This window comes from Blastococcus sp. SYSU DS0552 (assembly GCF_054050815.1).
In genome coordinates, this window is the sequence record NZ_JBJHAB010000011.1 from 46153 (window position 1) to 61978 (window position 15826).

At 74.3% G+C, this 15826-nt stretch carries 13 protein-coding genes and 1 pseudogene; 11 read left to right on the plus strand and 3 right to left on the minus strand.

Going from position 1 to position 15826, the window contains the following annotated elements; genetic code table 11:
• The first annotated feature begins 1 nt into the window (after nt 1).
• Nucleotides 2-739: a TetR family transcriptional regulator gene (locus tag ACI8AG_RS12770; RefSeq protein WP_456597336.1), complete on the plus strand. Its 738-nt coding sequence runs from the start codon at nt 2-4 to the stop codon at nt 737-739.
• A complete protein-coding gene (locus ACI8AG_RS12775; protein WP_456597337.1) occupies nt 736-2775 on the plus strand; it encodes an acyl-CoA dehydrogenase family protein in 2040 nt (679 codons plus the stop codon). The genes ACI8AG_RS12770 and ACI8AG_RS12775 overlap by 4 nt, the downstream gene beginning before the upstream one ends.
• A gap of 99 nt (nt 2776-2874) precedes the next feature.
• On the opposite strand, the gene ACI8AG_RS12780 is transcribed toward ACI8AG_RS12775, so the two are convergent.
• On the minus strand, nt 2875-5622 hold the full coding sequence (locus ACI8AG_RS12780; RefSeq protein ID WP_456597338.1) for a SpoIIE family protein phosphatase: 2748 nt from the start codon (nt 5620-5622) through the stop codon (nt 2875-2877).
• Nucleotides 5623-5801: 179 nt separating this feature from the next.
• Between ACI8AG_RS12780 and ACI8AG_RS12785 the strand changes: the two genes are divergently transcribed.
• The 4 genes and pseudogenes from ACI8AG_RS12785 to ACI8AG_RS12800 all read left to right on the plus strand — a co-directional run bounded on the left by ACI8AG_RS12785 (nt 5802) and on the right by ACI8AG_RS12800 (nt 9084).
• Entirely contained in the window at nt 5802-6899 is a 1098-nt protein-coding gene (locus tag ACI8AG_RS12785; RefSeq protein WP_456597339.1) for an EAL domain-containing protein, read from the plus strand.
• Nucleotides 6900-6921: 22 nt separating this feature from the next.
• Nucleotides 6922-7095, plus strand: a complete 174-nt coding sequence (locus tag ACI8AG_RS12790) for a DUF1059 domain-containing protein (protein ID WP_456597340.1) — start codon at nt 6922-6924, stop codon at nt 7093-7095.
• Nucleotides 7096-7400: 305 nt separating this feature from the next.
• A pseudogene (locus ACI8AG_RS12795) lies at nt 7401-7700 on the plus strand (HU family DNA-binding protein); the annotation flags it as partial.
• 127 nt (nt 7701-7827) lie between these two features.
• Entirely contained in the window at nt 7828-9084 is a 1257-nt protein-coding gene (locus tag ACI8AG_RS12800) for a serine hydrolase domain-containing protein (RefSeq protein ID WP_456597341.1), read from the plus strand.
• Nucleotides 9085-9165: 81 nt separating this feature from the next.
• Here ACI8AG_RS12800 and ACI8AG_RS12805 read toward each other — a convergent pair whose 3' ends face one another.
• Nucleotides 9166-9627: a MaoC family dehydratase gene (locus ACI8AG_RS12805; protein WP_456597342.1), complete on the minus strand. Its 462-nt coding sequence runs from the start codon at nt 9625-9627 to the stop codon at nt 9166-9168.
• Between the two features lie 117 nt (nt 9628-9744).
• Between ACI8AG_RS12805 and folP the strand changes: the two genes are divergently transcribed.
• The 3 genes from folP (at nt 9745) to ACI8AG_RS12820 (ending at nt 12826) form a co-directional block, all read left to right on the plus strand.
• A complete protein-coding gene (gene folP / locus ACI8AG_RS12810) occupies nt 9745-10557 on the plus strand; it encodes a dihydropteroate synthase (protein WP_456597343.1) in 813 nt (270 codons plus the stop codon).
• Between the two features lie 157 nt (nt 10558-10714).
• Nucleotides 10715-11140 (plus strand): PaaI family thioesterase, encoded by a 426-nt coding sequence (locus tag ACI8AG_RS12815; RefSeq protein ID WP_456597344.1) that lies wholly within the window; start codon nt 10715-10717, stop codon nt 11138-11140.
• A gap of 87 nt (nt 11141-11227) precedes the next feature.
• Entirely contained in the window at nt 11228-12826 is a 1599-nt protein-coding gene (locus ACI8AG_RS12820) for a 4-coumarate--CoA ligase family protein (protein ID WP_456597345.1), read from the plus strand.
• Here ACI8AG_RS12820 and ACI8AG_RS12825 read toward each other — a convergent pair.
• Nucleotides 12810-13835: an AraC family transcriptional regulator gene (locus ACI8AG_RS12825; protein WP_456597346.1), complete on the minus strand. Its 1026-nt coding sequence runs from the start codon at nt 13833-13835 to the stop codon at nt 12810-12812. The genes ACI8AG_RS12820 and ACI8AG_RS12825 overlap by 17 nt on opposite strands.
• A gap of 158 nt (nt 13836-13993) precedes the next feature.
• Here ACI8AG_RS12825 and ACI8AG_RS12830 point away from each other — a divergent pair, with 158 nt between their 5' ends.
• Both ACI8AG_RS12830 and ACI8AG_RS12835 read left to right on the plus strand, forming a co-directional pair.
• Complete coding sequence (locus ACI8AG_RS12830; protein WP_456597347.1) at nt 13994-14677, plus strand: NAD(P)-dependent oxidoreductase; 684 nt, start codon at nt 13994-13996, stop codon at nt 14675-14677.
• Between the two features lie 130 nt (nt 14678-14807).
• The gene (locus tag ACI8AG_RS12835; protein ID WP_456597348.1) at nt 14808-15800 is read left to right on the plus strand and encodes an NAD(P)H-quinone oxidoreductase; all 993 of its coding nucleotides are present in this window, start codon (nt 14808-14810) and stop codon (nt 15798-15800) included.
• Nucleotides 15801-15826: the final 26 nt, after the last annotated feature.

A 15826-nucleotide genomic window follows, 5' to 3' on the forward strand; every position in this document is an offset into this window, starting at 1 on the left:
CGTGAAACTCGAGGCCATGGGAGGGGGGGCGGTGGCACCGTCGTCGGGAGAGGCGGCCGCGGCCGTCCGGGACCGGCGCAGCTCGCGGTGGGACGAGCACCGCCGTGCCCGCCGCGCCGCACTGGTCGATGCCGCCGTCGCCGCGATCGGCCGGCACGGCGCGGGCGTCGGCATGGACGAGATCGCCGCCGAGGCCGGCACCAGCAAGACCGTCGTCTACCGGCACTTCGCCGACCGCACCGACCTGTACGTGGCCGTCTGCGCCCGGGTCGCCGAGCAGCTGCTCCCCCGGCTGCGGGCGGCGATGGAGGACGCCGGGTCCCCGCGGGCGATGACCACCGCGGCCGTCGAGGCCTACCTCGCCTTCTGCGAGGCCGACCCCGAGCTGTACCGGTTCGTGGTCCACCTGCACCCGACCGACCGCCCGGTCGACGCCGACCCCATCGACAACCTCTCCGACCTGGTGGGCGACGAGGCGGCCGGGCTGCTGCGCACCGCCCTGACCCGGGCCGGCCTCGACCCCGCACCCGCCGGACCGTGGGGGCACGGGCTGATCGGCCTGGTCCGCGCCGCCGCCGACTGGTGGCTGCGGGCCGACCGGCCGATGCCCCGGGCCGAACTGGCCGCCCACCTCACCGACCTGGCCTGGTCCGGGCTCACCGGCGTCATCCCGATGCCCGACCGCGAACCCGACCGACCCGCACCGACCGCACGACCGACGTCCCAGGAGGAACAGTGACGAGCACCCTGCCGACCACGGTCGACCCAGCCCACCTCCAGGAGGCCCTCGACGGCCGCTGGGCGCACGTGCGCCGCGACGCCCGCGAGAACCTGCACGACCCGGAGATGCTGCCGGAATACGGCGAGTCGATGGCCGAGGCCCGGGAGCGGGTCACCCGCATGGCGGCGAAGCTGGCCGACTCCGGCCGCGTGACCCTGGGCTTCCCCAAGGAGTTCGGCGGCGAGGCCGACGCCGGCGGCTCGGTCACCTCGATCGAGATGCTCGCCTTCGTCGACCTCTCGCTCATGGTCAAGGCCGGCGTCCAGTGGGGCCTGTTCGGCGGCGCCGTCCAGCTGCTCGGCACGCGCCGGCACCACGAGGCCTACCTGCGCGACATCATGAGCTTCGACCTGCCCGGCTGCTTCGCGATGACCGAGACCGGGCACGGCTCCGACGTCCAGCAGCTGCGCACCACGTGCACCTACGACCCGGCGACGCAGACGTTCGACCTGCACACCCCGCACGAGGCCGCGCGCAAGGACTACATCGGCAACGCCGCCAAGGACGGGCGGATGGCGGTCGTCTTCGCGCAGCTCGTCACCCAGGGGAAGAACCACGGCGTGCACGCCTGGCTGGTGCCCATCCGCGACGAGGACGGCAACCCGATGCCCGGCGTCACCATCGGCGACGACGGCCCCAAGGCCGGGCTGCTCGGCGTCGACAACGGGCGGCTGACGTTCGACCACGTCACGGTGCCGCGCGACATGCTGCTCGACCGCTACGGCCAGGTCGCCGAGGACGGCACCTACACCTCCACCATCGAGAACGAGACCCGCCGCTTCTTCACGATGCTCGGCACGCTGGTGCGCGGCCGGGTCAGCGTGGGCGGCTCCGCCTCGGCGGCCACCAAGCTGGCCCTCGACATCGCCGTCCGGTACGGCAACACCCGCCGCCAGTTCGCCGCCCCCGGTGAGGAGCGCGAGGTCGTCATCAACGACTACCTGGTGCACCAGCGCAAGCTGCTGCCGGCGCTGGCGAAGACCTATGCGCTGCACTTCGCCCAGAACGAGCTGGTGAGCACCATGCACGACGTCCAGACGGCGGTGCACGAGCACGGCCAGGAGATCGACGAGCAGGCCCAGCGGGAGCTGGAGTCGCGCGCCGCCGGGCTCAAGGTGGCCCAGACCTGGCACGCCACCCGCACCATCCAGATGTGCCGCGAGGCGTGCGGCGGCGCGGGCTACCTGCAGGAGAACCGGCTCCCCCACCTCAAGGCCGACACCGACGTCTTCACCACGTTCGAGGGCGACAACACCGTCCTGCTGCAGTTGGTGGCCAAGGGTCTGCTGACCGGCTACCGGGACGCCTTCGGCTCGCTCGACGGCTGGGGCCGGGTCGGCTTCGTCGCCGACATGGTGCGCGAGACGGTGCTGGAGCGGACGGCGGCCCGCGCGCTCCTCCAGCGGCTGGTCGACGCCGTCCCCGGCCGGGACGACGAGGTGCCGATGCTCGACCGCGGCTGGCAGGCCAAGATGCTCGAGTTCCGCGAGAAGCACGCGCTCGAGAGCGCCATCCGGCGGCTGCGCAACAACTCCACCACCGAGGGCATGGCTCCGTTCGACGTCTTCAACGACGTCCAGGACCACGTGCTGAAGACCGCCGAGGCGCACATCGACCGGATCGTCCTGGAGGCGTTCGTCGAAGGTGTGGACCGCGTCAGCGACCCCGCGGCCAAGGCGCTGCTGGACACCCTCTGCGACCTCTACGCCCTCTCGACCATCGAGGCGGACAAGGGCTGGTTCCTGGAGCACGGGCAGCTCACCCCGGCCCGGGCGAAGGCGCTCACGGCCACGGTGAACGGTCTGCTCAAGCAGCTACGGCCGCACCTGACCACGCTGGTCGACGCCTTCGCCATCCCGGCGGACTGGAAGGCCGCGGCGATCCTGGAGGAGGAGCCGGCCCGGCAGGAGGCGATGGCCGCCCGCGACGCCGAGCTGCGGGCGAGCACCCCCGCCGGGACGGCCACCGACCTGGACGTCCCCCCAGGCCAGTAAGAGGACCCCCGTGCTCCCCGGCCCTCGCAGGCTCGGGCCGGGGCCCTGCACGGGGGCCGCTCCAGCACGTCGCGACGAGCCGCCCCTCGCGGGCTCGGGTCAGCTCAGCCGGACGGCGAGGACGGCGACGTCGTCCTCCGCGTCGGGCAGGAACATGCGCTCCAGCACCCGGTCGCACAACTCGTCGAGGGGCAGCCCCTCGCACTCCCCGAGCACCTCCAGCAGCTGCTCGGTGCCCTCATCGATGTCGCGGTCGCGCCGCTCGACCAGCCCGTCGGTGTAGAGCAGCACCGTGGCGCCCGGCGCGAGGACGGCGATGTGGTCCTCCCTCGCCGTCTCCGGCGCCACGCCCAGCAGCAGGTCGGCCTGCTTGCCGTCGAGGAGGACGACGCTGCCGTCGGAGGCCAGCAGCACCGGCGGCGGGTGCCCCGCGTTGGCCCAGCGCAGCCGCATCCGGCCGGCCTCGTCGCCGGGCTCGGGCTCCAGCTGGGCCACCAGCGCGGTGGCCATCGTGTTCAGCGCCAGCCCGTGGACGGCCCGGTCGAGCTCGGTGAGCACCTCCGCCGGCGAGCCACCGCTGGAGTAGCTGATCCCGCGTAGCAGGCCGCGCACCTGGCCCATGGCCGCGGCCGCCCGGGTGTCGTGGCCGACGACGTCGCCGATCGCCAGCACGGTGGTGCCGCCGCGCTGCAGGAACGCGTCGTACCAGTCGCCGCCGATCTCGGCGCCCTCGGCGGCCGGCACGTACCGGACGACGATCTCGCAGTGCTCCGGCTGCGGCGGCTCGGTGAGCATGCTGCGCTGCAGGGCGTCGGCCAGGTCGCGCTGCTGCCCGTACAGCCGCGCCTGGTGGAGGGCCAGGCCCGCCCGCCGGCCGATCTCCACCGCGGTGTCCACCTCGGCCTCCCCCAGCGGGCCCCGGTGCTCAGCGGTGAACAGCCCGAGCGCGCCGAGCCCCTGCCCTCGCGCCACCAGCGGCACGACGACGGCGGAGGCGGCGCCCAGCCGGGCGAAGAGCTCCCGGGTCGCGGGGTCGGGCAGCGCGCGGGCGACGTGCTCGCAGTCGAGGTCCGGCAGCACCATCGGGCGGCCGGTGGCGGTCACCTGCCGCGCAGCCGACTCCTCGGTCATCTCCGCGACCATCGCCCGGACGTAGGCCTGCACCTCCTCGCGGCGCGCGGGGTCGCGGTGGCTGCTGGCCAGCCCGTGCAGCCGGCCCTGCTCGTCGGTGACCAGGATCCAGCACCAGTCGGCCAGGGCTGGCACGACCAGCGCGGCGAGCTGACCGATCTGCTGGTCGATGTCCAGGGTGCCCGAGAGGACCCGGCCGGCGTCCGCGAGCAGCCGCAGCCGCTGGTTGGCCTGCGCCATCGCCGCGACCGCTGCACCGCGCTCGGCGTCGGCCTGCAGGCGCGAGACGCTCAGCGCGATCTGCGCGGCCAGCGCCTCGAGCACCTCGACGTCGTCGGCGGTGAACTCGTGCTCGGTGGTCCACAACGCGAGGAAGGCGCCCAGGAGCCGCCCCTCGATGCGCAGCGGGATCGTCGCCAGCGCCCCCAGCCCGAGCAGCTCGACGACCGGCTCCAGCGCCGGGAACCGGGCAACCGCCTCGCCGGGGTCGCCGAGCAGCAACCGGCGCCCGTGCCGGGCCGCGTGCTGCGCGGGGAGCGCGTCGTCCATCGGGAGGAGGACGCCGTCGTCGAGCCAGGCGTCCGGCACGCCCTCCCGGACGGTGGCGACCATGTTGCCGGCCATGCGCAGCCGCAGCGGACCGCCCGACGAGTCGAAGACCGCCAGAGCGCTGGACTCCGCGCCCAGCACCTGCGCTCCGCGCAGCGCGATGTCGGCGAGCTGGTCCAGCCGGGCGGCGTTGGCCAGCTCGGCCGCCACCTCGGCGATGGCGGCGGCCCGCTGCACGGCGGTGAGCCGCCGCTGCGCCTGGCCGCGGGCCTCGGTGATGTCGACGGCCGTGCCGAGGACCCGCGCCGGTGCACCGGTCGCGTCGGCGACCACGCGGCCGCGGGCGAGCACCCAGCGGGTGACGCCGTCCTCGCGCAGCGCCCGGAACTCGATGGTGTAGTCGCTGCGTTCCTCGAGCGCCACCCGCATGGCCTCGGCCATCGTGGCGTGGTCGTCCGGGTGCACGTGCGACTCGAGGACGTCGTCCAGCGAGTTCAGCTCGACCGCGGACTCCAGGCCGAACAACGCCGCGCACCGGTCGTCCCAGTGGATCGTCCCGGTGCGCAGGTCCCGTTCCCAGATGCCGACGGAGCTCGCCTCCAGAGCGACCTCGAGCCAGGCCCGCGAGGTGCCGACCGCCGACTGCGCCGCCGAGAGCTCCAGCTCGGCGACGACGGAGGCCGCCAGCTGCTCCAGCAGCTCGGCGGCGTCGTCGGACCAGCTCCGCGGCGCCGCGTCGTACACGGCCAGCGCGCCCACGACCTGCCCCGAGGCGGCCATCAGCGGCGCGCCCAGGTAGGCCCCGACCTCGCCGGAGGCGACGGCGGGCAGATCCGCCACCCGCGGGTCCTCCGCGGCCGCCGCGACCTTCAGCGGCCGGCCCTGGCGGACCGTGATGGCCGAGAGGGCGCCGGTCGCCAGCGCCGGCCCCCCGACCACGCCGGCGGGCAGCCCGTACCCGCCGACGACGACGTCGTGGTCGGTGAAGAGGGTGACCTTCGCATGGCCGGCGTCCACGAGCCGGGCGGCCAGCGCCGAGAGCCGGTCGAAGGCCGCGGGCCCCGGGACCTCCAGCAGCAGCCGGCGCGCCGCCGCCACGCGCAGCGGATCGGTGAGCGGGTCCGGTTCCAGCTGTCCGTCCGGGACGGCGGAGCCCCTCGTGGCCACGCACCCTCCGCCCAGCGTCCGCTGCCCCCGGACCGGGGGCGTCCTCCGCACATGCTGGCACGGCTTCCCGACGAATCCGGACCGGTGTCCCCGCCGGGGGTGCCGGCGCGCCTCCCCCCGCCGGGGGAGGGCGCGTAGCTGCGGTCAAGGACCGGAGCGCACCGGTCGATCCCCTGACCATGCTGGGCACGCGCACCATCGGTCTGCCGGACTGCCGGCCGCTGCTCGCCGACGCCGACGACCTGACACTCGTGTTCCAGCCGATCGTCGACCTCGCCGCGGCGAGCATCGCCGGCTACGAGGCGCTGGCCCGCTTCCCCGGCGCGGCCGGGCCCGACGTCTGGTTCGCCGCCGCCACCGAGGCCGGGGTCGCTGCCGAGCTCGAGGCGCTGGCCATCCACAAGGCGCTCGCCGCGGTCGACGCGCTGCCCGCCAACACCTTCCTGACGGTGAACGTCAGCCCGCACCTGCTGGGCACCGACGTGATCCAGACCGCCCTGGCCACCCGGCCCGACCTGCACCGCGTCGTGGTGGAGCTGACCGAGCACACCCCCGTCGACGACCTGTCCGCCCTGCGCCAGCAGACCGACGCGCTGCGGCGGCGCGGTGCGCTCATCGCCCTCGACGACGCCGGCAGCGGCTACTCGGGGCTGCAGCAGCTGGCCGCCGTCCGGCCGCAGCTGGTGAAGCTCGACCGTGCCCTCGTCTCCGACGTCGACGGCGACCCGGTGCGCATGGCGCTGGTCGAGATGATCGGCGAGTTCGCCGGGCGCATCGACGCCTGGCTGCTGGCCGAGGGCGTGGAGACCCCCGCGGAGCTCGCCGCCGTCACCCGCCTCGGCGTGCCGCTGGCCCAGGGCTGGCTGCTCGGCCGCCCGGCCCCGGAGTTCCGGCCACTGGACCCCGAGATCGCCCGGCTGGTGCGCGCCCACGTGGCACGCGCGCGGCTGACCGACAGCGTCGCCAGCCTGCTGCGCCCGGTGCGCCAGTACGTGCTCGGCGAGGACGTGCCCGCCACCCCGCCGGCCGTCGTGGTGGGGCCGCACGGCGAGCCCGCGGCGCTGCTGCTCTGCGACCCGCGGACCGGTGAGGTGCACACCGCGCCGGTCTCGCTGCGGGTGCACCCCTCGACCGACATCGGCGACGCGCTGCGCCGGGCGCTCACCCGACCGCCCGCCCACCGCTTCGACCCCGTCGTCTGCACGGACCCGACCGGCCACGTGCTCGGGCTGCTGCGGATCGAGGACCTGGCCTCCAGCGCCAGGTCCGATCGCTGACCCCACCAGAGGAGAGACCCCCATGAAGCGTTTCGCCTGCGGCGACGTCATCCCCGGCTGCGACGCCACGTTCACCGCGGCCGACGAGGACGGCATCTTCGCCCAGGCGGTGCCCCACGGCGCCGCCGCGCACGGCATCCACGAGGTCGGCCCCGACCTGGTCGCGTCGGTCCGCTCGCACATCGTCGACGTCTGAGGGAGGTCCTCCGCCGGCGCGCTCCCGCGAGCCCCGGGCGCGCCCCCGGGGCCTGCCGCCCCGGCGCGTCGCCCGGCCCGCGGAGGGGCGTTACCGCTGTGACCGGCGGGTCTGCTGCGGGGTTTCGCGGTACCCCCCACTGGCCAGGACAGCAGGCGGCATGACACCGTGCTGCCGGCCCGGACTCCCGCGAGACGGGCCGGCCGCACCCCGCGACGAGCGCGGGTGCGGGAACCCCGGCGGCGCGCCGCGCGTCCGGGAGGGAAGACCCGGCTGAGTGCCGAGCACACGGCACCGCCACCGCCTACGAGAGGAAACACATGAACAAGGCCGAACTGGTCTCCGCCATCGCCAAGCGCGCCGACGTCCCGGCCTCGACCGTCGACTCGGTCCTCGCCGGCCTGCAGGACGAGCTGGTCGACGCCATCACCCGTGGCGAGAAGGTCGCCGTCTCCGGGCTGATCACCGTCGAGCGGACCCAGCGTTCCGCCCGCACCGGCCGCAACCCGCAGACCGGTGAGTCGATCGACATCCCCGCGGCCAACACCGTCAAGGTGACCGCCGGCTCGAACCTCAAGAAGGCCGCGAGCTCCGTCCCGGTCTGATCGCAGGTCGCGCCCGCAGCCGGGCGGACGCCGAGACCCCCGTGTGTCCCGGCTCACAAGGCGTGAGTCAGGATGCCGGTCGAGGCGTCGCCCGGCCGCGGACGGCGCCCAGGACCGGGAGGTGGGCGTGAGCGAAGACCTGCAGGTGGGAACCGATCCGGCCGAGGTGGGGATGGATCCCGCCCGGCTGGCCCGCATCGACGCCCGGCTGGCCCGCTACGTCGACGACGGCCAGCTGCCCGGCTTCCTGGTCACCGTGGCCCGGCGCGGGCGGCTCGTCCACGTCGGCCGCGGGGGTTTCCGCCACGTCGAGGACGGCCTCCCGGTGGAGACCGGAACGCGCTGGCGAATCTTCTCGATGACGAAACCGGTCACCTCCGTCGCGGCGATGATGCTGTACGAGGAGGGGGCCTTCCAGCTCACCGACCCCATCGCCCGCTGGCTGCCCGAGTTCGCCGAGACCCGGGTCTACGTGGCGGGGTCGGCGATGAAGCCGGTCACCAGCCCGCAGGTCGAGCCGATCCGGGTCTGGCACCTGCTGACCCACATGTCGGGGCTCACCTACGGCTTCCACCACGCCCACCCCGTCGACGCGATGTACCGCGCGATGGGGCACGAGTGGGGCACCCCGCCCGGCGCGGACTCCGCGGAGGTGTGCCGGCAGTGGGCCTCGGTGCCGCTGGTCTTCCAGCCCGGCAGCGAGTGGAACTACGGCGTCTCCACCGACGTGCTCGGCCGGCTGGTCGAGGTCGTCTCCGGGCAGCCGCTGGACGAGTTCTTCGCGTCTCGCATCTTCGCGCCACTCGGCATGCGGGACACCTCGTTCGGCCTGCGGGACGGCGACGACGTCGAGTCCCTGGCCCGGCTCTACGCCGCCACCCCCGGGCAGCCCGGCGGCGCGGCCACGGGGTTCGCCCCGCTCGACGCCATGGGCCAGGCAGCCCACAGCAAGCCGGCGTTCCTCTCCGGCGGCGGCGGGCTGGTGTCCACCGCCGGCGACTACCTGCGGTTCGCGGAGATGCTGCGCCGCGGCGGCGCCTACGACGGCGGCCGGCTGCTCGGGCCGCGCACGCTCGCGCACATGGTGCGCAACCACATCCCCGGCGGCCAGGACCTGGAGAGCTTCGGCCGGCCGCTGTTCGCCGAGACGCCGTTGCGCGGGGTCGGTTTCGGGCTCGGCTTCTCGATGGTGATCGACCCGACGCGCTACGGCGTCGTCTCGAACGTGGGCGACTACAGCTGGGGCGGGGCGGCGTCGACGGCGTTCTACGTCGACCCGGTCGAGGACATCACCGTCGGCTTCTACACGCAGCTGCTGCCCTCGAGCACCCTGCCGATCCGCAACTACCTGCGCCAGCTGGTCAACCAGGCCCTCGTCGACTGACGCGTCTGGGCATAGGAAGCTTTACCTGCGTCCCGGCGGTCAGAACGCGGGTAAAGCTTCCTATGCCCGAGCGCCGCGGCGTCAGAGGTAGCGGCGGTAGACGACGGTGGCGACCATCGCCGGCTTGCTGCCGCCCTCGACCTCCATGGTCACGGCGAGGTTCATCTGGATGCCGCCCTCGAACGGCGTCGCCGCCTCGAGCGTGGCACCGGCCCGCACCCGTGCGCCCACGGGCACCGGGGAGGGGAAGCGCACCTTCTCCGTGCCGTAGTTCACGCCCATGCGGAACCCGCCGATCTCCACGATCTGCGGCATCAGGGAGGGCAGCAGCGACAGCGTCAGGTAGCCGTGCGCGATCGGCCCGCCGAACGGGCTCTCCTTCTTCGCCCGCTCCGGGTCGACGTGGATCCACTGGTGGTCGCCGGTCGCCTCGGCGAACTGGTTCACCTGCTCCTGGGTGATCGTCACCCAGTCGCTGTGGCCCAGGTGCTGCCCGACCAGGCCCTGGACCCCCTCGACGCCGTGCACCGTCGTCTGCGCCATCTGTCTGCCTCCTCGTGGACGGTCTGGTTGGCTGACTCCACCACACACCACGATCGGACGGGGAGCGGGTTGCTGCGACTGGGGGCCCTCGATGTGCCGGACGGCGCGTTGGCGGTCATGGCGATCGTGAACCGCACCCCCGACTCGTTCTACGACCGCGGCGCCACCTACGAGCTGGCCGCGGCGGTGGAGCGCGTCGACCGGGTGGTCGCCGAGGGTGCGGACATGGTGGACGTCGGCGGGGTGAAGGCCGCGCCCGGCGAGGAGGTCTCCCCCGCCGAGGAGGTGCGCCGGACCGTCGACCTCGTGGCCGCCATCCGCGCGGCACACCCGGCGCTGCCGATCTCGATCGACACCTGGCGGGCGGAGGTCGCCCGCGAGGCGCTGGCCGCCGGCGCCGACGTCGTGAACGACGCCTGGGGCGGGGTCGACCCGGGGCTGGCGGCGGTGGCGGCCGAGGCGGGCGCGGGGATCGTGTGCACCCACGCCGGCGGGCTGCCGCCGCGCACGCGGCCGCACCGGATCGCCTACGCCGACGTCGTCGCCGACATCGTCGCTCGGACCACGGCCCTGGCCGAGGCGGCGGTCGCGGCGGGGGTGGCGCGGGAGCGGGTGCTGGTCGACCCGGGGCACGACTTCGGCAAGAACACCCGGCACTCGCTGGAGGCCACCCGCCGGCTGGGCGAGCTCGTGGCCACCGGCTGGCCGGTCCTCGTGGCGCTGTCGAACAAGGACTTCGTCGGCGAGACCCTCGACGTCCCCGTCGGGGAACGGCTCACCGGCACGCTCGCGGCGACCGCGGTGAGCGCCTGGCTGGGGGCGCGGGTGTTCCGCGCCCACGACGTCGCCGCGACCCGCCAGACGCTGGACATGGTGGCGTCCATCCAGGGCACCCGCCCGCCGCTCCGCACCGTCCGCGGCCTCGCCTGATGATCAGGTGACCTGATCGTTATGGGTCCTGGCTCAGCGTCGACGGTGAGCCAGGACCCCGCACGGTGAGCCAGGACCCCGCACGGTGAGCCAGGAGGTCGCCCGGCGAGGGCGGGTGCCGGTCGCCGTCCCGAGGGCGCTCGCTACGTTGCCAGCCATGTCCGCCACCGGGTTCCTGACCGCCGACGAGCTCAACGACCTGCTGCCGGGCACCTTCCCGGGCCTGCTCGGCATCGTCGTCGACACCCACGAGCCCGGCCGGCTCACGAGCCACCTCGACATCCGGCCCGAGCTGCTGGCACCCAACGGCTACCTGCACGCCGGCACTGTCGTCACCCTGGCCGACACCAGCTGCGGGCTGCCGACACGGGCGCTGCTGCCCGAGGGCTCCAGCGGGTTCACCACGATCGAGCTGAAGAGCAACCACCTGGGCACCGCGCGCGAGGGGCGCATCGCGTGCGAGGCGACCAACGTGCACGCCGGGCGGACGACCCAGGTGTGGGACGCCGTCGTGCGCAACGCCGACACCGGGAAGACCATCGCGCTGTTCCGCTGCACGCAGTCGGTGCTCTGGCCCCGCTGATCGGGCGAACCCGCCGGTAACCCCCTTGTGAGCGGGGACACCGCGGGTGTGAGACTGGCGCCACACACCATGCGAGGAGGAACACCCGTGGCGCTGTCCAGCCCTTATCCCGACGTCGAGATCCCGAACGTCTCCGTCCCCGAGTTCGTCCTGGCGGCCGGCCGGGAGAAGCCCGATGCACCGGCGCTGATCGACGGCCTCAAGGGCGACGTGATCACCCACGGTCAGCTGGCCCAGTACGTGGACCGGGTCGCCGCCAACCTGCACGCCCGCGGGCTGCGCAAGGGCGACGTCGTCGCCGTCTTCTGCCCGAACACCCCGTGGTTCCCGGTGGTCTTTCACGGCATCGCCGCGGCCGGCTGCGTGATGAGCCCGATCAACTCGCTGTACACGCCCGAGGAGATCGCCTTCCAGCTGAAGGACTCCGGGGCGAAGATGCTCATCACCATCTCGCTGTTCATGGACCGCGCCACCGCAGCCGTGGAGAAGTCGCCGGTCGACGAGGTCATCGTGCTCGACGGCGCCGAGGGCCACGCCAACCTGTTCGACCTGCTCGGCGCCGACGCCCCGAGCGTCCAGGTGGACATCGACCCGGCCAACGACCTGGTCACGCTCCCCTACTCCAGCGGCACGACCGGGCTGCCCAAGGGCGTCATGCTCACCCACCGCAACCTGGTGGCGAACGTCGCGCAGTGCCGCCCGCTGATCCAGCTGGGCGAGGAGGAGCGGATCATCGCCGTCCTGCCGTTCTTCCACATCTACGGCCTCACCGTGCTGATGAACCAGGGCCTGGCCTGGGGCGGCGCCGTGGTCACCCTCCCGCGGTTCGACCTCGAGGACTTCCTGCGCACCATCCAGGACCACAAGATCACCCGGGCGTTCGTGGCGCCGCCCATCCTGCTGGCCATGGCCAAGCACCCGCTGGTCGACCAGTACGACCTCTCCTCGCTGACCTCGATCCTCTCCGGCGCCGCCCCGCTCGACGAGCAGCTCGCGCTGGCCGCCCAGGACCGGCTGCGCAAGGGCGCCGACACCGGCGTCTCGGTCGGCCAGGGCTACGGGATGACCGAGCTCTCCCCGGTGTCGCACACCACGCCCGACCCGGGCGCGGAGCCGCCCGGCGTCACCAGCGAGGTGCCGAAGGGCTCGGTCGGCTACGCGGTGCCCAACACCGAGTGCCGGCTGATCGACCCGGGCACGGGTGAGGACGCCGCGCCGGGCGAGCGCGGCGAGCTGTGGGTGCGCGGCCCGCAGGTGATGAAGGGCTACCTCAACAACCCCGACGCCACCGCCGGCACCATCGACAGCGAGGGCTGGCTGCACACCGGCGACGTCGCGATCGTCGACGAGCACGGCCGCTACACCGTCGTCGACCGGGTCAAGGAGCTGATCAAGTACAAGGGCTACCAGGTGGCCCCGGCCGAGTTGGAGGCCGTGCTGATCAACCACCCGGAGATCGCCGACGCCGCGGTGATCGGGGTGCCGGACAAGGAGAGCGGCGAGGAGCTGCCCAAGGCGTTCGTGGTGCGGGCCCCCGGCTCGGAGCTCACCGAGGACGCCGTGATGGCCTACATGGCCGAGAAGGTGGCCCCGCACAAGAAGATCCGCTTCGTCGAGTTCATCGAGCAGGTGCCGAAGTCGGCGGCGGGCAAGATCCTGCGCAAGGACCTCAAGGCCCGGGCGTAACCGACGACGACGGCGCCGCGTCCCCCCGGGGGCGCGGCGCCGTCGCGCGTCCGGGGGCGGATCCCTCCGGCCGGCCCCGGACGGTCACCGGCGGCACCGCCGTCACCCGCTTGTAGGCCCGGGAGAAGGCGGCCTCGGACTCGTAGCCCAGCTGCCGGGCCAGCTCGTTGACCCGGGCACCGCGGGCGAGCGCGGCCGTGGCGAGGTGCATCCGCCAGCGGGTCACGTAGCGCAGCGCGGGTTCGCCGGCGAGTTCGGTGAAGCGGGCCGCGAACGCCGAGCGCGACATCCGCGCCTCACGGGCGAGCCGGTCCAGCGTCCACGCCGCGCCCGGCTCGCGGTGCACCGCCGCGACCGCCTGGCCCACCTGCGGGTCGCGCAGTGCGCGCAGCCACCCGGGCCCGGTGGCCCCGGTGTCCAGCCACCCGCGGATCGCCTGCACCACGATGACGTCGGCCAGCCGGGTGACCACCGCCTCGGCGCCGGGCCGGTCCTGGCGCACCTCGTCGGCGATCATCCCCAGCAGCACCGACAACCAGCCCGCGCGCGCGTCGCCGGCCTCGACCAGCAGCACCGGGGGCAGCAGGTCGAGCAGGTGCAGCGCACCCGGCCGCTCGCGCTCGACCACCCCGCAGATCAGCCGGGACGGCGCCCCGCCGCCGTCGATCCGCAGCACCGAGTAGTGCTCGCCGAGGTAGTCCTGCGGCAGCAGGTCGGCCCGGCCCGCGATCGGCGCGCCGGGATCGCTGCGCAGCAGGTGCCCGCGCCCGTGCGGCACGAGCGCCAGGTCCCCGGCCCGTAGCTGGTGCACCGTGCCGTCGACCTCGAGCAGGCAGCCGCCCTCGGTGACCACGTGGAAGCTCATGCAGCCCGCAATCGCGGGCATCTCCGCGCCCCAGGGTGCCCGGCCCTCGGCGCGGCAGTAGAACGTGCCGCGCATGCGCAGGTCGCCGAGGACGCCCCCGAGCGGGTCGACGGGAGCCCAGGGGGCGGCGGGGTCGACGGCCATGCCGAGAGCCTGACCGCGCGGGGACCGCCAGTCCAGACCCGCTGGACGAACGGTCATGGAACGGCGATGGACGGGCGTTCTCCTGACTGCCCGTCCAGACCAGGGTGGACGACGTCGGCAACGCGCCGGCAGCACCTCCACCACCGAAGGAGCGGGTCATGCGAGTACTGGTCGTGGGAGCGACGGGCGGTTCGGGTCGGGCAGCGGTCGACGCCCTGGTCGCCGGAGGACACGAGGTCACCGCGTTCGCGCGGGCGGCGGGCACGGCGTTCGGCGGACGGTGCGGGGTCCGTGGGGTCGACGGGGATGCGACGAGCGCGGCCGACGTCGGCCGCGCCGTGGACGGCCAGGACGCCGTCGTGGTCGCTCTGGGCATCGCCGAGCCCGCGCTGAGGGTGCGGCTGCGCGGCAGTTCCGGCACACCCCTGGACGTGCGCTCGCGGGGGACCGCCACGGTGGTCGCCGCGATGCAGCGGCACGGCGTGCGCCGGCTCGTCGTCCAGTCGTCCTACGGGGTCGGCGAGACGCGCGACCGGCTGCCGTTCACCTCACGGGTGGTCTTCGCCCTGGTTCTCCGCCCGCAGATCGCCGACCACGAGCGGCAGGAGCAGATCGTGCGGGCCAGCGCGCTGGACTGGACGATCGTGCAGCCGGTCTACCTGACCGACGGCGACGAGGCCGCCACGACGTCCCGGACGGGCGGGACGGATCGGATGAAGGTGTCCCGTCGGGCCGTCGGCGCGGTGCTCGCCGACCTCGCCACCGCCAGCGACGCCGTGGGCAGCACCGTCGCCGTCTCCGGCGCGGCAACGGCGCCCGACGCGAGCCTGCGAGCGGCGTAGGGCAAGAGCGGCCCCCTGCCGGGGCCCGATGCGAGCCTGCGAGCGGCGTAGGGCAGGAGCGGCCCCCTGCAGGGGCCCGATGCGAGCCTGCGAGCGGCGGGGGGCCAGGGGGTCCTTCTAGGGTCGGGCCATGCGCGCGGTGACGATCAGCGAACCCGGCGGCCCGGAGGTGCTCACCTGGGCCGAGGTCCCTGACCCGGTGTGCGGCCCCGGCGAGGTGCTCGTCGACGTCGCGGCCGCTGCGGTGAACCGGGCCGACCTGCTGCAGCGGCAGGGTTTCTACCCGCCACCCAAGGGCGCCAGCGAGATCCTCGGCCTGGAGTGCAGCGGCATCGTCAGCGAGGTCGGCGAGGGCGTGACCGGCTGGTCGGTCGGCGACGAGGTGTGCGCGCTCCTCTCCGGTGGCGGCTACGCCGAGCGGGTCGCCGTCCCGGCCGGGCAGCTGCTGCCCAAGCCCGCCGGGGTGGAGCTGGCCACGGCGGCCGCGCTGCCCGAGGTGACCTGCACGGTGTGGTCGAACGTGTTCATGCTGGCCCGGCTCGGCAGGGGCGAGACCTTCCTCGTGCACGGCGGGTCCAGCGGCATCGGGACCATGGCCATCCAGCTCGCCGCCGGCGCCGGGGCCCGCGTGCTCACCACCGCCGGCACCGCGGCCAAGCTGGACGTCTGCCGCGAGCTCGGCGCCGAGGTCGCGATCAACTACCGCGACGAGGACTTCGTGGAGCGCGTGCGCGAGGCGACCGACGGCCGCGGCGTCGACGTCGTCCTGGACAACATGGGCGCCAAGTACCTGGCCCGGAACCTGGAGGCGCTGGCCGTCGGGGGCCGGCTGGTGATCATCGGCATGCAGGGCGGGTCGAAGGCGGAGCTCGACATCGCCACGCTGCTGCGCAAGCGGGCGGCGGTGCACGCCACCGCCCTGCGTTCGCGGCCGGCGACCGGCCCCGGCGGCAAGGCCGACATCGTCGCCGCGGTGCGGCACGACGTGTGGCCCGACGTCGAGCGCGGGACGATCCGGCCGGTCGTCGACCGGCGGCTACCCATGGCGCGGGCGGCCGAGGCGCACCGCGTCGTCGAGGCGAGCGAGCACGTCGGCAAGGTGCTGCTCCTCCCCGGCTCCTGAAAGAGGACCCCGTCCTCCTCACCCCT

Excerpts from the sequence above, each read along its gene's own strand:
- ACI8AG_RS12785 (WP_456597339.1), top strand. The coding sequence starts at position 5,802 with ATGCTGGGCACGCGCACCATCGGTCTGCCGGACTGCCGGCCGCTGCTC.
- ACI8AG_RS12790 (WP_456597340.1), top strand. The coding sequence starts at position 6,922 with ATGAAGCGTTTCGCCTGCGGCGACGTCATCCCCGGCTGCGACGCCACG.
- ACI8AG_RS12805 (WP_456597342.1), bottom strand. The coding sequence starts at position 9,627 with ATGGCGCAGACGACGGTGCACGGCGTCGAGGGGGTCCAGGGCCTGGTC.
- folP (WP_456597343.1), top strand. The coding sequence starts at position 9,745 with ATGGCGATCGTGAACCGCACCCCCGACTCGTTCTACGACCGCGGCGCC.
- ACI8AG_RS12815 (WP_456597344.1), top strand. The coding sequence starts at position 10,715 with ATGTCCGCCACCGGGTTCCTGACCGCCGACGAGCTCAACGACCTGCTG.
- ACI8AG_RS12825 (WP_456597346.1), bottom strand. The coding sequence starts at position 13,835 with ATGGCCGTCGACCCCGCCGCCCCCTGGGCTCCCGTCGACCCGCTCGGG.
- ACI8AG_RS12830 (WP_456597347.1), top strand. The coding sequence starts at position 13,994 with ATGCGAGTACTGGTCGTGGGAGCGACGGGCGGTTCGGGTCGGGCAGCG.
- ACI8AG_RS12835 (WP_456597348.1), top strand. The coding sequence starts at position 14,808 with ATGCGCGCGGTGACGATCAGCGAACCCGGCGGCCCGGAGGTGCTCACC.